This window comes from Paenibacillus sp. FSL P4-0081, from assembly GCF_000758565.1.
Taxonomy (GTDB): Bacteria; Bacillota; Bacilli; order Paenibacillales; family Paenibacillaceae; genus Paenibacillus_AQ; species Paenibacillus_AQ phytohabitans.
Map to the genome: position 1 here is coordinate 4,773,394 of NZ_CP009280.1, position 14,879 is coordinate 4,788,272.

Genomic DNA, 14,879 nt, shown 5'->3' on the forward strand with positions numbered 1-14,879 from the left:
TAAGCCTCTCAGAATCAGGACACCAGTGTCTTCTCTCCGTCTGCTCCGCTGCCTGCCCGTACATACTTAGTGTTGAAATAGAGCAGCACGACATTGGATCCCAGCAGTGAGGCGGCCGCAAAGCACCAGATGAAGGCATACCCGAGATTCTTGGCCATGATCCCCAGGATCAGCGTAATCAGGAACCCGGCGAGTGATTTGAGTGCTGACAGTCCGGAGGAGAAGGTCGCCCGCTTGGCCCCGGGAATGAAATCCTGTACCCAGACACCTGAAGAAGACATATCCATCCCGAGCCCGAATTCAAACAGCACCAGACCGGCAATAAATACAGCCTTATGCGGAAACAATCCAACCAGCAGCAGTCCGAGTGCAGAGATTACAGTTCCGCAGACGATGATCCGGACGGCAGCAACCTCTTTTTTGGCCAGATAGGAGACCAGGAAGCTCGATACACTGATTACTCCCATGAACAGAATCAGAAGGACCCCGAGGGCACTGACCGGAAATTCCAGCTCATTCACCCCATATACCTGCCAGGACAACAGAAAGGCCAGCAAGGCGGTATGTGTCAGGATGCTGCGCAGAAGAATAAACCGCATCTCTGTGCTGCGGGCGAAATCGGCCGAGCTGGCATAGATCTCCCTGAGGATGCTGCTCTGCGTTCTGCTTCCGTAGTTGTCGCTGAAGCTGAGCCAGGTATAAATGCCCAGGCCTACCGCCAGCACGCCGGCAATTGCCACCGGAAGAACATAATGAACGCTGCTGCTCACCGTACCCAGCAATGCGCCGACGATGGCAAATGCCGAGACAAACCCGCTGATGCGGGGCAGGGCAATTTTTTTATAATCCGGCATTCCCAGCTCTTCCAGCTGATCAATGTACCAGGCCTGGGGAGAATCCGAGATCATCGCTACACCCAAAGACATCACTATGGAGGCGAGGATGAATAAAGCGAGACCCTCAGCAGCAGCAAAAAACCAAAGTCCCGCTCCCCACACTATGAACCCGGCCGCCGTCATGCGCTTTCTCCCATAGATGTCGGACAGATTCCCGCTCGGATAATCAAAGACAGCCATGGACAGTGAAGAAACGGCAAACACGATACTTATCTGAAAGGCATCCACGCCGCGCAAGCTCATCAAAATGATAAAAACCGCGCCATAGAGCTTATCAGCCACATTATACCCCGACAATATGACGCCCAGAAATACACTGTATTTCCGTTGAAGCTGATTGTTCTCCACTTTGCATCCCGCCTTTCACCTCGCTGATATTCCAGCCCGAGTTAATTATTGGGATTATATTATAATTGTTACCTTTTCAAAGTGAATTTTTGCACAGCTGGGCGGTCCTCTCATCCCGCTCCCGGGTCAACGGGTTAGAACCATGATGCCACGAGATCATTGATCGGCTTGTAGATGACTATAATGAGCAGCAGCGGGCTTGGGACCTGAATCCGCAGCAGTGTGCAGATCGTCGCCGCCAATCCGCCAATCCAGAGTACGCCGTAAACCATAAGATCACGCCGCTTAGCCCTGCCCTTCAGGGAGGGCAAATCCGCCGCAATACAGCCTGCGGCTATAATGACAAACAACAGCACCAGCAACATACAGGCTCACTCCTTGATATCGTCAAGAAAAGAATTGTCTATCGTACCGATCCGGTTGATTGTCACACTGGCATCGTAATGAATAGGCAGCGTTTTGAGGTAGCCTTCCTTGTTCTGCTCCAGCAGCTTGGCCCAAATTCGGGGGTGGGACCGGTAAATGGATTGGCCGAAGCCAAAAATATCAGCATTAAAGCGTTCGTTGACCTTCTCAACCGATCGCCTCATCCGCTCAATAATCCGGTCCTCCGATTCCTCCTCCAACTGTCTAATCTTGTTCTCCGAATCCAGCTTGCCGGAACCCTCTACTTCCTCCACATTGCTTACAGCTTCGACCTTCAGATAAATATGCGGCTCTCCGCCGATGATTTTCACTTTGCGCCTGGTTGTAGTCGACAGTGCCTCGATGATTACCAGGCTTCCGTTATCTTTGTCTTTGATGTGCCCTGTATTTTTGCTTACGTTATCAATAACATAGTTGTATCCTACAATCTCGTTGTCATCCAGCCAGCCAAGCATTTTCGCCCTTTTGAATACAGCCACCCCATTATAGCTAAGCCTTGCACGCGGAATGGTTTGTTCAATATTTATTTTCTCACCGCCTGCCTCGGGACTTCCCTGCACTTCTACTCCGGTCAACACCGGATTCTCTCCCTCGCAGAGCGCATCCTCTATGAATTTGTCCAGTGTAACCGCAGCTGTCTTGGCGGAGACCTTATAGGACTTGTCCAGTGCGTTGAATAATTTATTCGCCGGCAGCCTGTCCAGGGGCGTCAGGACTTTGAGCACATTCTCTGCGGTCGTATTCCGCGCCACAAGCATGAAGAAGTCCATACGCGGCTCGCGGCTTCTTTTGAGTACATCCAGCGTTTCACCGAGCCCTTCACGAGCCAGCTCTTCTCCGATAACGAGTACACGGATATGCCCCAGATAAGGCGAACGCGAACTGACCAGATTGAACTTGCGGAGCGATTCATAGATCGTCGGCACTGTAAAATCATAGGTGACTACCGGAACCCCGCCTGCCCCTGAACCCCCGGCCCCCTGTGATGTAATCGAAGACGGAATGACGACCTGCATAGATACCTTGTAGCCCGACTCGGCTTTATCCAGCCCCAGAGCCAGCACAAAAGCCAGTTCATTTAACTCCTTCCGTTCCCAGCAGCCGCTGAGCAGCATCGGAAGCACCAATAGGGGAATGCATGTCGTCAAGACTTTCCTGATTCTTGTATACATATTAAGGTTCCTCACGCTTGGAAGTGTTCATCCGCTGCAGATTCTGCGTTTTATTCTCCTTCGGCCTTGTCTTCAGCAGCGGCCAGGGAAGCCTGAAGATGGAATCCTTAAGGTCTGCCGCCCTGAAGGGGCCAATCGGACTCATGTAAGGAACGCCGAAGGAACGCAGGCTGACCAGATGCAGCACCAGCAGGAACACTCCGCACAAAATTCCGTACAGCCCCATGAACCCGGCGAGTCCAATCAGGGCAAACCGGATAATTCTCGCGGCAATGGCCATCCCTGCTTCGGGAATGACAAAGCTTGAGATCGCTGTGATCGACACAATGATAACCATAGCCGAGGAGATGAAGCCTGCTGCAACCGCCGCTTGCCCGATGACCAGCGTGCCGACGATAGAGACAGCCTGACCGACATTCTTGGGAATTCTCACACCTGCTTCGCGCAGGATTTCATAGGTGAATTCCATCAGCAGCGCCTCGATAAAAGCCGGAAACGGCACTGTTTCCCGCTGGGCCGCAAGACTGATTACCAGATTGGTCGGGATCATCTCCTGATGATAGGTTGTAATGGCTACATAGAACGCAGGCGCAAACAAGGTAACAAAGAAGGCCAGGAACCGTACGCACCGCAGCAATGTGGAGATATCCGCCCGCTGATAGTAATCTTCCGCCGACTGAAAAAACGATACAAAAATCGTAGGCGCAAGCAGTACAAAAGGCGTCCCGTCGACCAGGATTGCCACCTTCCCCTCCAATATCCCTGCAGCAATGGTGTCGGGACGGTCACTGTTATAAATCGTGGGAAAAGGCGTCGCCGCCGTATCCTGAATGAACTCTTCGATATAGCCGCTCTCCAGGATACTGTCCGTATCAATGCTGTTCAGGCGCCGCTTAACCTCCTGCACCAGCTCTTCATTCGCGATGTGGCTGAGATACATAATCGACACACTGGTCTGCGTCACGCGGCCGATCTGGATGGTTTCCAGCCACAGCTGGCTATCTTTGATTTTGCGGCGGATTAAAGCAGTGTTCGTTCTGAGATTCTCTGTGAAGCCTTCCATGGGTCCCCGGACCACAGATTGCGAGATTGGTTCACTCACGTTGCGGTCTTCCCAGCCGGGCAGTCCGATCCGCAGCGCTGAAGCGCTCCCCTCCACCATGAGCATCACATTCCCGGATAACAAATCGTGAACGAAATTCTTATAGTCATGGATCACAGTAAGATCGCCGGCCATAAGCACGCGTTTTCTCAGCATCTCTATTTTGCCGTCAGGAACCAGTTCTTCCAGCAGACCGGAAACCCGGCCCTCCTGGAGCGAGTACAGAATTGAGTTATGCAGCAGCTGTGTATCTATCAGACCATCGATATAAAAAATAGCAAGCTCCGTACGTTCCCCCAGCTGCAGACGTTTCCGCACCAGATCTGAGCTCTGCCCAAGCAGCTTGTACAAGTGATCATCATTGTCTTCCAGCCGGCAGGATAACTCACCGTTAACCGCATCTTTCAATTTCGTTCCCCTCCACCCTTCCCTATCCATTCACTCTGTTGTAGTTTGGTAGCACCGCTTGATAATTATTCCTGAATCGTTGCCATCGCTTGAAACACATAATTCTGGAAGGAGATGCCATACTAAGATGGTTTCCGGAAAGATATAACCTGCGGGCTATAGTAAGGTGTAAATGGAGGATAGACATGAGTATTGAAAAAGATCGGATCAGTACGGCGCAGATGGTAATCCTCGGACTTTTCACTTTTATTGGGGATATGGCCCTAGTCTACCCGGCAGCCATGACTGCTGTAGCTCATCAGGATGCCTGGATTGCTGCCCTGATCAGCATTCCGCCGGGAATCGCATTGGTCTTCCTGTTCGTCACTGTTGCGAATATAAATCCGGACAAAAACATTATTGAGCTCAGCCAGCAGATTCTGGGGAAGTGGATTGGCAGTGCGGTAGGCGTATATTATCTGTTCTTCTTCATCATCGCGGCCTCTACCTATGTCAGAGAGATCGAGGACTTCATGTGTACTCAGATCTATGAGGGAACTCCGGGCGGTGTCATCCGGTTCATGAGTATTGTTATACTTGTCTACGGGCTGCGTCTGGGCCTTGAGACGGTCGGCAGAGCGGCTCAGGTGTTTTTTCCGCTGTTCGCTTTATTCCTCGTTTGCCTGATGGTGCTCTTATTTCCGCAGGTCCAGCTGGAGCGAGTCCAGCCCATTCTGAATACGCCTTTTCCGGATATGCTGCATGCTGTCTTGTTCGGCGTGTTTTATCCGTTTGGGGAATTATGTGTTTTTTTCATGGTCTATCCCTACACCCGCAAGAGCCGTAAGATCAACCGGGATATCTTCCTTGCCCTCATCCTTGGGGCGCTGGGTCTGAATCTGATTCTGTTCCTCTCTTTGACCGTTCTCGGCGTCTATTTCTCAGAGCATAATTTCTATGCAGCCTATATCCTGGCCCAGAAGATTAATATAGGCAACTTTCTGCAGCGTCTTGAAGCATTGATGGCTACGGCGTGGATTATCACAACCTATTTCAAAACAGCGCTCTACTTCTATGCCTTCGTTCTCGGAACCGCCCAGTTATTCAAATTAAAAAGCCACCGTCCGCTTATCTTCCCTGTGGCCTTCCTGATCTACGGACTCTCCCAGCTCATCGCCAAGAACTTAATATTCTATGTAAAAGAGATCCCGGACTACTGGGTAGACTGGGATCTCACGCTTTCGCTCGTGCTGCCGCTGATTATGCTGATTGTATATAAAGTGAGACAGCGTACGGCTGCCTCATAAGCTGTATAGCTATAGGCTATGCCCGCCTCAGAAGTACAGGCCTGTATACTCGAAGTAGTCAAAATACGCCGCCTTCGCCTGCTGGTCCAGATCCTGGGCGCAGATTCCGGCATAAGAGCCGGTGAAGCCCAGCTTGCCGCCATGCTCATCCGAGAGGGTGCCGAAATCAAGCGGCGTACACATCGCCGTCCAGACCTCCCCGTCCGGTGAAGCGTAGAACATAATATCTCTGCCGTTAATCTCTGCCTTCAAATAGTAACGTTCCCAGTCCTTCACCGAAATCTGCATGGAGGAAATTTCCCCATATTTGCCGGCCTGACACATTACGACTCCTAAAGCTACCCCTCTGAGTTCATCCGCCGTTACACGCAGATAATAGTAGTCCTTGTCATCATAGTAGAGCACCAGTCCGGCCATCTGCATGAAGCTGTCCGGCTTGAATTCCAGGCAGGTAGTTACGGTGCAGGCGAAATGCTGAATCGGCCTCCCGATCAGACTCTGGTCAAACAGCGATGCCAGGGATTCCCGGCCGCGCAGCCGCAAGAAGCCGGGACGCTCCTGCAGGCTTACCCACGACTCCTCGAACGGCACGCGCAGACTCTGGTAAGGATAACCCAGCACGTGGCCGTCAAAATCATCGCGCTCCGGCAAGGCATCAAACGGGTGCGGGGGAAGCTCCGGCGCTTCGGTCCGCAGGGCCGGCAGCTTCCCACCATGCGCCAGGCGCAGCCAGCCGTCCTCGGTCCAGACGCAGTGCTGGATCGCCGTCTCCCGGCCCAGCGGATTCAGCTTGCCCGTACCCGGGATCGGGCGGGTGCACAGATGAGCCATATACCATTCCCCGGACTGCGTCTCCACCAGTGAGCCGTGCCCTGCCTGCTGGAAGGCATAGGTCAGATCATGAGCCGTAGTCATGACCGGGTAATCCGGATCGGTCTCATAAGGTCCGGTTAGGCTGCGGCTGCGGGCCATCGTGACCATATGATTCACTCCGGTGCCCCCTTCAGCAACCAGCAGATAGTAGTAATCTCCGCGCTTGTACAATTGCGGGCCTTCCGTTACACCTGTCGGAGTCCCCTTGTATATTTCATGAATAGGGCCGGTCAGCCTGCCGCTTTCATGGTTATACTCCTGCATCACGATACCGGAGAAATTGCTGTGATTCTGCCGGAAATCCCAGCGCATATTCAGCAGCCATTTGCGTCCGTCACTGTCATGAAACAGGAACGGATCGAACCCGCTGCCGTTCAGCCGCACCGGCGGGCTCCAGGGCCCTTCAAGACTGGTAGCCGTAATCAGGTAGTTATGCAGATCCTTATACACACTGGAGCGGGACTTCACATCCGTAAACAGCAGGTAGTACAAGCCGTTGTCATAGGATAGTGCCGGCGCCCAGATGGAGCCGGAGCTTCCGTTGCCGCGCAGGTCCACCTGTGAGGTCTCGGTCAGCACACGGGTGAGCGTATGCCAGTGCACCAGATCACGGGAATGATGAATCTCTACACCGGGGAACCATTCGAAGGTTGAGGTTGCGATATAATAATCATCGCCCACCCTAAGGAAAGACGGATCGGGATGAAAGCCGGTCAGCACCGGATTGACAATGGTTGGAGCCATAAATGTTACCCCCTGGTTAATGTAAGTTACAGATTGGATTGCACCGATTGGATTCTTAGAAGAACCCCTGTTTTTATTGTAGCGCCCGGGAGAACAGAAAGTTATAATGGGTTATAATAAAATGTTTGTATTTTGTCATGTTGGAGGCGTTAGCAAAGCGTTATGAAACAGCTATTCGAACCTGTTCTGTTTGCGAACCGGCAGTCTCTGATCTGGGATTACCGTATCTATACCGACGATCATTACAAGGGATATTACCACTGGCACCAGTGCTGTGAAATCATGTTCGTACACGGCGGACAGGGCAGCATTGTGGTCAATCAGCAGATGTATGATATCCGGCCGGGCATGCTGTTTTTTTTCCAGCCGTACCAGCTGCACCGGATCTATTCCGAAGTTTCACCTGAGTGTCCATTCGTACGCACGATCTTCTATCTAGACCCCCATATTGCCGAGAATCTGCTGCAGGGCTTCAGCAAGCGCAAAGCGGTCTTCTCTGCTCTCTGGCAGGGGAGCAACCCGTATTGCGGCTTTGATCTCGGGAACCGGATTGAAACCATAGAATGGTTCTACCAGAATTACAATGAATTAAGGATGAAATCGTCTGAGGAAGACCCTGAGGATATCTCGATGCTGCTCCTGCAGCTGCTCAGTTGTCTCGGAACAGGCGAGCAATCGGTCATCCATACCGGAGAACGCCGGAATCTCCGCTATTCGGAGCAGATCATGAACTGGATTGAGGCTCATTATCAGGAAGAGGTTAATCTGGATCAGCTTGCGGAGGAGACTCATCTGTCGAAATCCTATGTCTCGCGGATCTTCCATCAGGAGACAGGCGGCCGCCTGGTTGACTATCTCACTGCCAGGCGGCTCAAGCAGGCCTGCCGGCTGCTCGGAACGACCGATATGCCTGTGGAGCAGATCGGCATCGCCGTCGGATTCCCGAACGCCTCCTATTTCAATCAGCTGTTCAAACGGGTCCTCGGGACCACTCCGCTGAAATACCGGAAGGGGAACATGTAGATAAATGACAATATAACGATATTTCTTCATATCAAAGTGCAACTTTCCATAATCATAGGACGCTATACTGAGGCCATATTCTAATTAATGGAGGCATCAGTGATGAGTACAGCATATTGGCAGGAAGTTATGAACCGGCTGGATACGAAGGTTACGCGGATGATAGAGCAGATCGGCGGAAAATGTCCGCATTTCGCCGGAGAAGACGGTAAGTTCGATGATATCGCCTCCGACTGGTGGACGACCGGCTTCTGGCCGGGGATGCTCTGGATTATGCATGATATGACCGGCAAGGACCACTATAAGAATGCGGCCTGGCACTGGGATGAGACGCTGGAGCAATGGTTCGTTAAGCCGACCGTGGAGCTGCATCATGATGTTGGTTTTCAGTTCCTGCCTACAGCCGTAATCAAGAACGTTCTGACCGGGGACGAGGATGGCCTGCGCCGGGGCCTTGAGGCCGCTAACTTCCTGGCCGCACGCTATAATCCGGTTGGCAGGTTCATCCGCGCCTGGAATGAGGACAAACACGGCTGGGTGATCATTGACTGCATGCTGAACATCTCCCTGCTGTTCTGGGCAAGCAAGGTGACTGGCGATCCGCGCTATAGACATATTGCGGTCAGCCACGCGGAGACTGCGATGCAGTATGGTGTGCGTGAGGATGGATCGACCAAGCATATCCTCTCCTTCGATGCCGAGACTGGCGCATATATCGAGAATTTCGGCGGCCAGGGCTATTCCGCAGAATCCTGCTGGAGCCGGGGAGCAGCCTGGGGACTGTACGGATTCATTAATACTTACCGCCACACCGGGGATGAACGTTTCCTGAATACCGCGAAGCGGATTGCCCATTATTTCATCTCCGCCCTTCCGGAGGATCATGTGCCGTACTGGGACTTCCGGCTGGCAGACGACAAGCGGATGTTCCGAGACAGCTCCGCCGCATCGATCGCTGCCTCAGGCTTGCTGGAGCTGGCTGCCATCGTGCCGCTAGGCGAGAAAAGCCTCTACGCAAATGCCGCGGAGCGGATTCTGCGTTCACTGACCGAGAACTATGCCACCTGGGACCAGCCGGAGCATGAAGCGATTCTGCTGCATGGTACAGGCAGCGGCGACTCCTTCATCGATGTATCGCTGATCTACGGCGACTATTACTATGTCGAAGCCGTCGCCAAGCTGAACGGCTGGAAGCACCGTATTTTCTAGTCTGCGTATTGGATAACAACAAACAGCGGGCCCCCGCATGCTGGGGGACCCGTTGTTTGTTGTTTAGGATGCGCAGCAGAACAACCTGCTCACTCTGTCTGGCAATTGGACTTCACGCAATTCTTTCGGAGGTTAACTCAGCTTTAACTGCTGCGTCCAATACGCTCCGATAAATTAGCACCATTACTGTGCCGTATGCGTCCACGCTCCAGTAATCTCGAACTGTGACGTAATGTTTAAACAAAATTGCTTTCTTTTATTCGAACATTCATTCGTATATAATTATTTAAACACCAACTAAAGGAGACTAAATTAGTGAACTCAATTGATTTAATTATTTTAAATTTCAATGAAGTACGAAGAAGAAGTATTAAAGTTTGGACATCTATTCCTCAAGAAAAACTAATATGGAAACCGGATAACGAAGCAATGACTTGTATAGAGATGATTAGGCATGTTCTAGAAAGTGAATATTATTATCATCTCGCTATCCATAATCGAGGCAGTCTGGAGGTATTTGATTCTCCTTTCGAAAAACAACCTTTTTCTACCGTCAATGCGGAATTGAAATTTGCAGAACCATTTAGAAATCACTTCTTAGAATCTATTAAGTTATTTTCTGAAGAAGATTTAACAAGCATTAAAATTGATCGTTCTGATTCAGGTTATATAAGAAGTTTGGGTGACATGTTGCTAAGAGTCGCATATCATGAATCAGTCCATACCGGCCAATTGCTGGATTACTTAAGAACGGCAAACATTCCAAGAGTACGTGTTTGGGATTAATCTATCTCACAGGTGTAATCATTAAGGTGATACGCCTTTTCTTTTTTTAGTTACTACGCATTTTGCGTCTACTCTGCCTTTGGGAGAGAAGGGCTGCATCCCCTCTCTGTCCCTGCATCTTCGTACGGCGCAACAACCAAAAATTAAAATTTAGTGGAAACAAATACATTAATTAGATAAAATAGTTTGGAGGTGATTTTTATTTTAGAAAAATACATAGGTTTGTTTCTATTTCTAGCAATTATCTTTTTAGTAATAGTTTTCAATAAGTTTTTAATATGGTGGATAAAGGCGACCCTAGCGGCTTATTATTCTGTTATTTCCTATTTCTTTATCATAACCAGAAACAAAATTGATAGAGATTATAAGAATATTCATCCTGTACCAGATGCATATTGGGATATAAATACATACTGGTTTAATATTTTTCAATCTTTGTATTTCTTTCCAACCGTAATAATTCTTCTTTTTATCTATTACAAGTGGTTTACAGGCGTTAGAAGTGAGCAGGCTAAATTTTGGGTTGTGTTAAGTTTAATTCCCGTTGCCATTATTATTTTGTTCTTTGCTTTTATATTTTCATTTTCATACGGGTACAGATCATGAGGTTTGTACCTTTTTTTATTGCATAGTTTGCGTCAACCGTGGATCAAATCGGTCTTTGAAATTAAAGTGTTGGTAGCATCAGACAAAAGCCCTTTCCTTTTTAGTTCTTAACCGTATCATTCTTCAAAGAGTCGTCGTTTGAGTATGGAAGAGATACACCGGTCTGTAATGGCTTCCAGACGTTTAAGTTGCTGATGGTAGACCTGAGTGTCATAAACATCGGTATGATTTATTAAATCCTTGATTTGTTCTTGCTTCAAAACAACGAATGTCGCTCTTCTTTAATTGCGTCAATCTTTGTGCTTTTTTCACCAGACGCTGGGCAATACTTAATAATTCCCCCATTCCACTTGCCCCTGTTCTTCTTTCTAATGACTTCCAGACTCTGCTTCAGAATATTTCAATTTGAATGAGTTCAAATTATGAATGAGTTCCTTATATAAACAATTTGATTAGTCAGGAAAAGGATACAGTATGATCAAAATTCCTGATTTTGAATTATACATATATCTGATGGGTATCACCGGGATCGTCATGCTTTTGAAAAAAACAGGCTATAGCATGCGACTTCCGTCTCATATCATAGCCTATTTTCTCTTGATAAATAACACATCAAATCTAGGGATTTCAAAGTACCTGGCAAAGGGTTAGTCCTCTGTTATACCACTTCGATGTTGTTATCCTTCTGAATAATGAGATCCACCCCATAATCTCCAGCAGCTTTGGTTACTTCAGCCTTATACCTTTGCGCCCGGAATAGATGACCTAAGTATTTCTCAAATTGAACACCTTCCACCTTGTCAATGTCAGAAATATTTACTAAATGGTAGGAGCAGGTAGTTCGTCTATTTTCATACGGAGTAAACTATAAGGCTTCTGCCGCAGGTCATTTCCATAATGAAATCTTGCCTGTCGATTTAATTGGTTCACGATGAAATATAAGTATTGATCTGGACCAATAGAAAAAGTATCCGGCCATAAAATTCTCGGATCATGTGCGATGGTTTCCATTATTCCATTCAGAAATATCTTTCGAATACTATTGTTTTCATAGTCTCCAGCGTAAACGTTTCCTTTTGCATCGGTGATCATTCCATCTGAAGCACCTTTTTCTCCCCAATACTTCACGTAGTACTGTAGAATCGTATCCGGTATCGTTCGGTCTCTTAGGGCTTCCGTTGAAATCGAGTACAGCTGACGACTGGAGAGAGGACAAAAATACAACATCTTGCCGTCCGGGGAAATCGCTATGCCATCGGATGCCAATCTAAAGGGTGAGGTAGATCCGTCTTTGTTTCGATTCATCAGGATTTCACCTTCAACTTTTGGTAAGAGACAGAGATCGGGCGAAGTTGAAATTGCTCCGTTTAACCGTCTCCAGGCATAACCGGTTTCTAAATCAACGACAATAATAGCACCTGGTCCTCGGGAAGACGAATCCGTTATATAAGCATAACCTGCTTTACCTACACGAAAATCAAATCGGACATCATTCAGATAAGTGGTCGGCAGGACAACATCTTCCGTAAATGTATATACACTTCTTATGGTATTTGAGTTTAAATCTACAGCGACTAACTTTGCTCCCCCTTTGATGGGTTCTGAGAAATTAGGAGCTCCTGTATCCAAAACCCAAAGCGTACCATTTCCATCAGCAACGACACTTTGGACACTAATGAAAGACGTCGAGATATCGAATGGGCTTACTACATTAGCGTCTAAACTAGGATAAGGCTGTAATGTATCACAAACGATTTCAGCCACCGTAAATTTAACGTCGTCCCCCCATTTCGGAAAGCAAATGAAAATACGCCCGGTTTCAGAAACAGCAACGCCTGTAGGCATGGCTCCGTAAAATAAAAATACCGCCTCAAACTTACCGAAATAATTTTCACTTGGTAACATCACTTGTATAAAATCCTCCTCCACAGGTTCGAGCTGCTATCACCTATTTATATGACTGAATGTGGTTCAAGTGCCTGGATAATTAAATATTTTCACGGAATTCCCCAAAGCTTCGGATTTGAATATCACGTGCGAATAAGTTGACAAAGTGTTTTTACTTTGCTGTCTGAAGGAAGCGAGCGTGCGATGAGTTTGCTGCTGCAATATGGATTTCCGGCAATCAATTTTAGTATAAAATCCGATGCATCGGAAAATCTAACGTTGAAGAATAAGGAGGTGATCTTATCTCAATGAATACGCCAACACTAGCGCCGCACGAATCGATGGAACTTCATGAAGCCTTAAACTTTAAAACGCTCTGCCTCGCTAAGTCAAAACTTATGCAAGGCTTGGTCTTTGACCAAGAGCTGAAAGCGTTAATGCAGAAAGACGTAATTCAATCCATACAACAGATCTCCGAGCTGCAAACAATCTATGCAAGAGCTCCTTTCCAAGCGCCTGTTCCGAATAGCCCGACACCTATCACACATTAAAGGGGAACGCCAATGAATGCGGATTATTTAGACCCGATTAATTCACTAAATATGCCGGAAATGGCAGACATGACTTTTGCAATGGACTTCCTTCTTCGTGCCAAGGAAGGTGTACGAAATATGTCCATCGCCCTAACGGAAGCGGCTTCTCCGGATGTAAGAGCGCTGCTGCACAATCATCTTAAGCAGGGGATTGCAATGCACCAGGAAATTACAGAGCTCATGATTCGTAAAAAATGGTTCCATCCTTACGAGCTTAACGAACAGTACCAATTAGACCAACTTTCAGCGAATAACACGGTGATGATCGGGCAGATGAATTTGTTCCCGGATGATACGTCACGTAAAGGGATGTTTGACCGTACCCCAGATGAACATATTGGAGGACATAGAGCATGAAGGCTGTAACGTACCAAGGGATTAAAAATGTCGTGGTCAAAGAGGTACCGGATCCGAAGATTGAGAAACCGGACGATATGATCGTAAAGATCACCAGTACCGCTATTTGCGGTTCTGACCTTCACCTTATTCACGGGATGATCCCTAACCTTCAGGAGAACTATGTCATCGGGCATGAACCGATGGGGATCGTAGAAGAAGTAGGCCCCGGCGTGACAAAGGTTAAGAAGGGCGATCGTGTGATTATCCCGTTCAACATCGCGTGCGGAGAATGCTTTTTTTGCAAAAATCATCTTGAAAGCCAATGTGACAACTCAAATGAACACGGGGATATGGGCGCATATTTTGGCTACTCCGGAACGACCGGCGGATACCCTGGAGGGCAAGCCGAATATTTACGGGTTCCGTTTGCAAATTTTACCCACTTCAAAATTCCCGAAAGCTGCGAACAACCGGACGAGAAGCTAAGCTTGATCGCTGATGCCATGACGACGGCGTTCTGGAGCGTAGATAATGCCGGCGTAAAAAATGGAGATACAGTCATCGTGCTTGGCTGCGGTCCGGTTGGACTTCTGGCCCAGAAATTCTGCTGGCTGAAAGGAGCAAAGCGGGTCATTGCCGTCGACTATGTCGATTATCGCTTACAGCATGCGAAGCGAACGAACAATGTGGAAATCGTAAACTTCGAACAGGATAAGAATATCGGCAACACTCTCAAGGAAATGACCAAAGGCGGCGCCGATGTCGTAATTGATGCTGTAGGAATGGACGGCAAGATGAGCGATCTCGAATTTCTAGCCAGCGGTTTGAAACTGCAGGGCGGCACTATGAGCGCATTTATCATTGCATCTCAGGCTGTCCGCAAAGGCGGAACCATCCAAGTCACTGGAGTATACGGTGGGCGCTATAACGGATTCCCGCTCGGCGATATCATGCAGCGCAACGTGAATATCCGTTCCGGACAAGCTCCGGTCATTCACTACATGCCGTATATGTACGAGTTGGTTACTTCGGGCAAAGTTGACCCTGGAGACATTGTTACGCACGTCATTCCGCTCAGCGAGGCCAAGCGCGGCTATGAAGTGTTCGATACGAAAATGGACGATTGCATCAAAGTCGTCTTAAAGCCTTGAATATGGAGAGATATATGGGAGGACAGTCCA

Annotated in this window: 15 protein-coding genes; 7 read left to right on the forward strand and 8 right to left on the reverse strand. The window is 48.6% G+C overall.

What is annotated here, in order from left to right; all coding sequences use genetic code 11:
* Window positions 1-14: 14 nt before the first annotated feature.
* From P40081_RS20250 to P40081_RS20265, 4 genes are all read right to left on the reverse strand, one after another.
* Window positions 15-1,244, reverse strand: a complete 1,230-nt coding sequence (locus P40081_RS20250) for an MFS transporter (RefSeq protein ID WP_042137992.1) — start codon at window positions 1,242-1,244, stop codon at window positions 15-17.
* Between the two features lie 134 nt (window positions 1,245-1,378).
* Window positions 1,379-1,609: a hypothetical protein gene (locus P40081_RS20255; protein WP_231575152.1), complete on the reverse strand. Its 231-nt coding sequence runs from the start codon at window positions 1,607-1,609 to the stop codon at window positions 1,379-1,381.
* Between the two features lie 6 nt (window positions 1,610-1,615).
* Window positions 1,616-2,818: a Ger(x)C family spore germination protein gene (locus P40081_RS20260; protein WP_231575153.1), complete on the reverse strand. Its 1,203-nt coding sequence runs from the start codon at window positions 2,816-2,818 to the stop codon at window positions 1,616-1,618.
* A 25-nt stretch (window positions 2,819-2,843) separates the two neighbouring features.
* Window positions 2,844-4,352 carry a spore germination protein gene (locus tag P40081_RS20265; RefSeq protein ID WP_052421916.1) on the reverse strand — a complete coding sequence of 503 codons (1,509 nt, stop codon included), beginning with the start codon at window positions 4,350-4,352 and terminating at the stop codon, window positions 2,844-2,846.
* Between the two features lie 185 nt (window positions 4,353-4,537).
* On the opposite strand from P40081_RS20265, the gene P40081_RS20270 reads away from it, so the two are divergent.
* Window positions 4,538-5,638: a GerAB/ArcD/ProY family transporter gene (locus P40081_RS20270; protein ID WP_042137997.1), complete on the forward strand. Its 1,101-nt coding sequence runs from the start codon at window positions 4,538-4,540 to the stop codon at window positions 5,636-5,638.
* A gap of 27 nt (window positions 5,639-5,665) precedes the next feature.
* Here the strand turns inward: P40081_RS20270 and P40081_RS20275 are convergent, their stop codons facing one another.
* The gene (locus P40081_RS20275; RefSeq protein ID WP_042137999.1) at window positions 5,666-7,255 is read right to left on the reverse strand and encodes a glycoside hydrolase family 43 protein; all 1,590 of its coding nucleotides are present in this window, start codon (window positions 7,253-7,255) and stop codon (window positions 5,666-5,668) included.
* Window positions 7,256-7,417: 162 nt separating this feature from the next.
* Here P40081_RS20275 and P40081_RS20280 point away from each other — a divergent pair, with 162 nt between their 5' ends.
* The 3 genes from P40081_RS20280 to P40081_RS20290 all read left to right on the forward strand — a co-directional run bounded on the left by P40081_RS20280 (window position 7,418) and on the right by P40081_RS20290 (window position 10,273).
* Complete coding sequence (locus P40081_RS20280) at window positions 7,418-8,278, forward strand: AraC family transcriptional regulator (RefSeq protein ID WP_042138001.1); 861 nt, start codon at window positions 7,418-7,420, stop codon at window positions 8,276-8,278.
* Window positions 8,279-8,380: 102 nt separating this feature from the next.
* Window positions 8,381-9,487 (forward strand): glycoside hydrolase family 88 protein, encoded by a 1,107-nt coding sequence (locus P40081_RS20285; RefSeq protein ID WP_042138003.1) that lies wholly within the window; start codon window positions 8,381-8,383, stop codon window positions 9,485-9,487.
* Window positions 9,488-9,802: 315 nt separating this feature from the next.
* Complete coding sequence (locus P40081_RS20290; RefSeq protein ID WP_042138005.1) at window positions 9,803-10,273, forward strand: DinB family protein; 471 nt, start codon at window positions 9,803-9,805, stop codon at window positions 10,271-10,273.
* A gap of 816 nt (window positions 10,274-11,089) precedes the next feature.
* Here the strand turns inward: P40081_RS20290 and P40081_RS39800 are convergent.
* From P40081_RS39800 to P40081_RS20300, 3 genes are all read right to left on the reverse strand, one after another.
* Window positions 11,090-11,224 (reverse strand): hypothetical protein, encoded by a 135-nt coding sequence (locus P40081_RS39800; protein ID WP_269323103.1) that lies wholly within the window; start codon window positions 11,222-11,224, stop codon window positions 11,090-11,092.
* A 313-nt stretch (window positions 11,225-11,537) separates the two neighbouring features.
* Entirely contained in the window at window positions 11,538-11,675 is a 138-nt protein-coding gene (locus P40081_RS37665) for a restriction endonuclease (protein WP_418794442.1), read from the reverse strand.
* 23 nt (window positions 11,676-11,698) lie between these two features.
* Entirely contained in the window at window positions 11,699-12,784 is a 1,086-nt protein-coding gene (locus P40081_RS20300; protein ID WP_197074398.1) for an L-dopachrome tautomerase-related protein, read from the reverse strand.
* 290 nt (window positions 12,785-13,074) lie between these two features.
* Here P40081_RS20300 and P40081_RS20305 point away from each other — a divergent pair, with 290 nt between their 5' ends.
* The 3 genes from P40081_RS20305 to P40081_RS20315 are packed head-to-tail and all read left to right on the forward strand — an operon-like array spanning window position 13,075 to window position 14,849.
* Complete coding sequence (locus tag P40081_RS20305) at window positions 13,075-13,317, forward strand: hypothetical protein (protein ID WP_042138009.1); 243 nt, start codon at window positions 13,075-13,077, stop codon at window positions 13,315-13,317.
* A gap of 12 nt (window positions 13,318-13,329) precedes the next feature.
* A complete protein-coding gene (locus P40081_RS20310) occupies window positions 13,330-13,716 on the forward strand; it encodes a spore coat protein (RefSeq protein ID WP_042138011.1) in 387 nt (128 codons plus the stop codon).
* The gene (locus P40081_RS20315; RefSeq protein ID WP_042138013.1) at window positions 13,713-14,849 is read left to right on the forward strand and encodes a zinc-dependent alcohol dehydrogenase; all 1,137 of its coding nucleotides are present in this window, start codon (window positions 13,713-13,715) and stop codon (window positions 14,847-14,849) included. The genes P40081_RS20310 and P40081_RS20315 overlap by 4 nt, the downstream gene beginning before the upstream one ends.
* Window positions 14,850-14,879 lie beyond the last annotated feature (30 nt).

What these genes read in the sequence shown, in the direction of transcription:
- P40081_RS20255 (WP_231575152.1), bottom strand. Translation starts at nt 1,609, where the DNA reads ATGTTGCTGGTGCTGTTGTTTGTCATTATAGCCGCAGGCTGTATTGCG.
- P40081_RS20270 (WP_042137997.1), top strand. Translation starts at nt 4,538, where the DNA reads ATGAGTATTGAAAAAGATCGGATCAGTACGGCGCAGATGGTAATCCTC.
- P40081_RS20275 (WP_042137999.1), bottom strand. Translation starts at nt 7,255, where the DNA reads ATGGCTCCAACCATTGTCAATCCGGTGCTGACCGGCTTTCATCCCGAT.
- P40081_RS20280 (WP_042138001.1), top strand. Translation starts at nt 7,418, where the DNA reads ATGAAACAGCTATTCGAACCTGTTCTGTTTGCGAACCGGCAGTCTCTG.
- P40081_RS20285 (WP_042138003.1), top strand. Translation starts at nt 8,381, where the DNA reads ATGAGTACAGCATATTGGCAGGAAGTTATGAACCGGCTGGATACGAAG.
- P40081_RS39800 (WP_269323103.1), bottom strand. Translation starts at nt 11,224, where the DNA reads ATGGGGGAATTATTAAGTATTGCCCAGCGTCTGGTGAAAAAAGCACAA.
- P40081_RS20300 (WP_197074398.1), bottom strand. Translation starts at nt 12,784, where the DNA reads ATGTTACCAAGTGAAAATTATTTCGGTAAGTTTGAGGCGGTATTTTTA.
- P40081_RS20305 (WP_042138009.1), top strand. Translation starts at nt 13,075, where the DNA reads ATGAATACGCCAACACTAGCGCCGCACGAATCGATGGAACTTCATGAA.
- P40081_RS20310 (WP_042138011.1), top strand. Translation starts at nt 13,330, where the DNA reads ATGAATGCGGATTATTTAGACCCGATTAATTCACTAAATATGCCGGAA.
- P40081_RS20315 (WP_042138013.1), top strand. Translation starts at nt 13,713, where the DNA reads ATGAAGGCTGTAACGTACCAAGGGATTAAAAATGTCGTGGTCAAAGAG.